The organism is Streptomyces dysideae (genome assembly GCF_001514305.1).
Taxonomy (GTDB): Bacteria; Actinomycetota; Actinomycetes; order Streptomycetales; family Streptomycetaceae; genus Streptomyces; species Streptomyces dysideae.
On the sequence record NZ_KQ949167.1, the window covers coordinates 1 to 3,462 of the forward strand.

Below are 3,462 nucleotides of genomic sequence, written 5' to 3' on the forward strand. Positions count from 1 at the left end.
GTCCGTCTCGTGGTACGGGCGGTGCCGAAGTGGTAGACGTGGACGACCCTTCGGCGAAGTGCGCTCGTACGAACTTCCGCGAAGCGGCACTTGTGCGATGCCGGCACTCCGGGACCGAGGAGCAGGATGCCTACCCCACCTCCGCGTCAGCCCCAGGACCTGATGCAGTTGCTGACGCGGGCCGAACGGCTGGCCGCGCGGCGGCTCCAGGCCGTTCTCGACGCCGACGGCTGCTCGCTGGACGCCTGGCGGGTGCTCACCCTGCTCTCCGACGGCGAGGGCCACTACATGACCGCGGTCGCCGAGGCGGCCTTCCTGCCGCCGCCGACCCTCACCAAACTGATCGACCACCTCGTCGACCAGAACCTCGTCCACCGGCGCGTCGACCCGCTCGACCGGCGCCGCATCCTCGCCCACCTCACCCCGCGCGGCGAGACCTACTGGCGGCGGCTCAGCCGCGAGGTGCGGGCGCGGTGGCCGGTGCTGACGGACGGCGACGACGAACTGCTGCGCGCGCTGCTGGAGCGGATGGTCGGCGCGCTGGAAGGGGCGACTTCACGGTCCGCGAGGTCGACCACACCCTTGAGCACCTCACCGACTGGCTGCGCCCGGAGCCGGCACCCGTCCCCGCGTACCTCGGCGCCGACGCCACCGCCTGGACGCAGTACGACCCGCTCGGCGTGGTTCTCGTCATCGCGCCCTGGAACTATCCGGTCCAGCGCCTGCTGACGCCCATCGTCGGCGCGCTGGCCTCGGGCAACGCGGTGGTCGCCAAGCCCAGCGAGATGGCGCCCGCCACCTCCGCCGTCCTGGCCCGGTAGTGGGCCTTGAACGGGCGGGCGAAGTAGTTCTGGTCGGGCCGGCCGACGGTCTCGCTTGGACGCCGACCTGAAGGGCCGGACCATCACGGTCTGGGAGTCCCGCACGGCCGCCATCAGGCGCGGCCGGCTTCCAGTCCCATGATCGCCCGCACCGCGGCGGGGAAGCGCTCCAGGCATCTTTCGTTGACGGCGTACCGCGTCGAGGTGCCCCGTGGCTCGGGGAGGACGAAGCGGACCTCGGCCAGGACCTTCAGATGGTGCGAGACCGTGGACTGGCCGATCGGCAGGTGTTCCACGATCTCGCCGACCGCCATCGCCCTCCGCTCGACGGCCAGCAGGTTCAGGAGGCGTATGCGCATCGGGTCGGCCAGGGCCTTGAACCACCTGGTGTATGTGGCGGTGTCCTCGTCGCTCAGCGGGGGTGCAGGGTTGCTCGTCGTCTCATTCATCGATAATCGACGATAGTCGATGAAAGGGCTGCCGGTCGAGACCCCGTCGGCACTACCGTGGGTTCATGACGGCACCGCTGGATGTGCTGGTGGTCGGCGCGGGCCCGACCGGGCTCGCGCTCGCCGCGCAGTTGTGTGCGTTCGGAGTTCGGTTTCGCATCGTCGACCGTTCTCTCGACCGGGTGCACGAGTCCAGGGCCCTGGCCATTCAGCCCCGGACGCTGGAGGCGCTGGCCGGATTCGGGGTGACGGACGAACTGGTCGCTCGCGGCAACCCCGCGATGCAACTGCGGATGCACCTGCCCCGGCGCGTGGTGCGGGTGCGGCTCTTCGACATCGGGCTGAGCGACACCGCGTACCCCTTCCTGCTGTTCCTGTCGCAGGCAGAGACCGAGAGCGTCCTCGCCGGGCACCTTGCCGGGCGGGGCGTGACGATCGAGCGCGGAACCGAGCTGGTCCGGATGGAGGTCGAGGACTCGTACGGCGTCTGCCGGATGCGGCGCGGTGACGGCACGGAGGAGACGGTGGAGGCGCGGTACGTCGTGGGCTGCGACGGCGCCCACAGCACGGTGCGCGCCGAGGCGGGCATCGGGTTCGAGGGCTACGCGTATCCGCAGACGTTCCTGCTCGCCGACCTGGAGGTCGACGGACTGGAGCCGGATGCGGTGCACACGTACATGACCGGGAACGGGATGCTGTTCTTCTTCCCGCTCGGCTCGCCGGCCACCTGGCGCATGCTCGCCATGCTGCCACCCGATGCCCCGGACCGGGAGGTCACGCTACCCCTGCTGCAGGAGATCACCGGCCGCTACACCGACAACGGCCTGGTACTGCGGGACCCGGCGTGGATGACCGATTTCCGGCTCCACAACCGCGGCGCCGCCCGCTACCGCGTCGGACCCTGTTTCCTGGCCGGGGACGCGGCCCATATCCACAGCCCGGCCGGGGCGCAGGGGATGAACACCGGCATCCAGGACGCGCTCAACCTCGGCTGGAAGCTTGCCCTCGTGTGCCGTGGTGTCTCGACGGAGGGTTTGCTGGAGACGTACGAGACCGAGCGTGCCCCGGTGGGCCGTGTCGTCCGGCGCTTCACCGACCGTGCCTTCACGATCGGTACCAGCGGCAATCCGGCCGTCCGTCTCGCCCGGACCCAACTCGCCCCGCGGCTGGCCCCGTTGGCGCTGCGTGCGACGGCGCTGCGCGGGCGTGTCTTCCGTACGGCCTCCGAACTCGGCATCCACTACCGCCACAGTCCCCTCTCCATGACGGGTACACGACCGCCGCGGCACGGCCCGCGGGCCGGGGACCGGCTGCCCGACCTGCCCCGCGGGCTGCAGACGCGGACCGCCTCAACGGGCTGGCACCTGCTCCTCGCCGGGCCGCCGCATCTCTGGCCGGACGAGAGCCTCGCCCCAGTCCTGGAGGGCCTGGACGACCTGATCGCCGTGCACCGGCTCGGTGAGGAGAGCCCCTGGCCGGACATCGCCCATGGCTTCGTGCGGCCGGACGGTCACCTCGGCTATGTCGCCCGGGGTGCCGACTTGGAGGGGCTGGGCGCCTACCTGGCCCAGTGGGTGCGGCGCGCATGATGCCGACAGCGGAACCGCCGTCGTGTGGGGCTGTCTGAGTGGGCTCTCGGCGTGGCTGTGGTGACGAGTTGGCGAGGCGGGGAGTGCGGCGTGGAGCCGCTCGAGGCCGTCGGGGGCCAGGGCGTGGAGCGCACCGCCTCCCCGGCTTCCCGCACGGCTGTCACCACCTCGTCCACGTCGTCGACGGCGAACCCGAGCACGATCTCTCCGGGCTCCTGGGCGTCGCGGTGGATGTACTGGATCAGCAGCAGCGAAGGCTCGTCGGTGTCCCGGGCGGACAGGATGACCTCCTCGAAGGCGTCCTGGCCCTCACCACCGGAGAGCCGATGCTTCGCGATCTGGCCGAGCCAAGCCGTCGACCGTCGGCCACAGTTCCTTCGCTGACGTGGTGGGCGAGGGAGGGGCCGAAGCGCCGGCACCGGTCCGTCCTGCGGCTCCTGCCCGCTCTGGACTTGCTTCGGCGCGACCTATTGACGCGATTCGGACAGGGACATAGCCTCCGCTTGCTCTGTTCGGCACACGGACGAACGTTCGCAGTGCGCACAACTTCTTGTCAGGAGGGCCCCATGCAAAGACGCGTTCTTGGGCTTGCCATAGCGGTAC

General features: G+C 70.6%; 3 protein-coding genes and 2 pseudogenes. 3 read left to right on the plus strand and 2 right to left on the minus strand.

What is annotated here, in order from left to right:
- Positions 1-126 precede the first annotated feature (126 nt).
- Positions 127-564: pseudogene (locus AQJ91_RS48115) on the plus strand (MarR family winged helix-turn-helix transcriptional regulator); the annotation flags it as partial.
- Positions 552-818 (plus strand): annotated as a pseudogene (locus AQJ91_RS57225) (aldehyde dehydrogenase family protein); the annotation flags it as partial. The pseudogenes AQJ91_RS48115 and AQJ91_RS57225, both read left to right, overlap by 13 nt.
- A gap of 116 nt (positions 819-934) precedes the next feature.
- Here AQJ91_RS57225 and AQJ91_RS48120 read toward each other — a convergent pair.
- Positions 935-1,270: an ArsR/SmtB family transcription factor gene (locus AQJ91_RS48120; protein WP_107122744.1), complete on the minus strand. Its 336-nt coding sequence runs from the start codon at positions 1,268-1,270 to the stop codon at positions 935-937.
- Between the two features lie 65 nt (positions 1,271-1,335).
- On the opposite strand from AQJ91_RS48120, the gene AQJ91_RS48125 reads away from it, so the two are divergent.
- The gene (locus AQJ91_RS48125; protein WP_067036712.1) at positions 1,336-2,859 is read left to right on the plus strand and encodes an FAD-dependent monooxygenase; all 1,524 of its coding nucleotides are present in this window, start codon (positions 1,336-1,338) and stop codon (positions 2,857-2,859) included.
- On the opposite strand, the gene AQJ91_RS48130 is transcribed toward AQJ91_RS48125, so the two are convergent.
- Positions 2,829-3,278 (minus strand): hypothetical protein, encoded by a 450-nt coding sequence (locus AQJ91_RS48130; RefSeq protein WP_067036715.1) that lies wholly within the window; start codon positions 3,276-3,278, stop codon positions 2,829-2,831. The two genes, AQJ91_RS48125 and AQJ91_RS48130, sit on opposite strands and share 31 nt — an antisense overlap.
- Positions 3,279-3,462 lie beyond the last annotated feature (184 nt).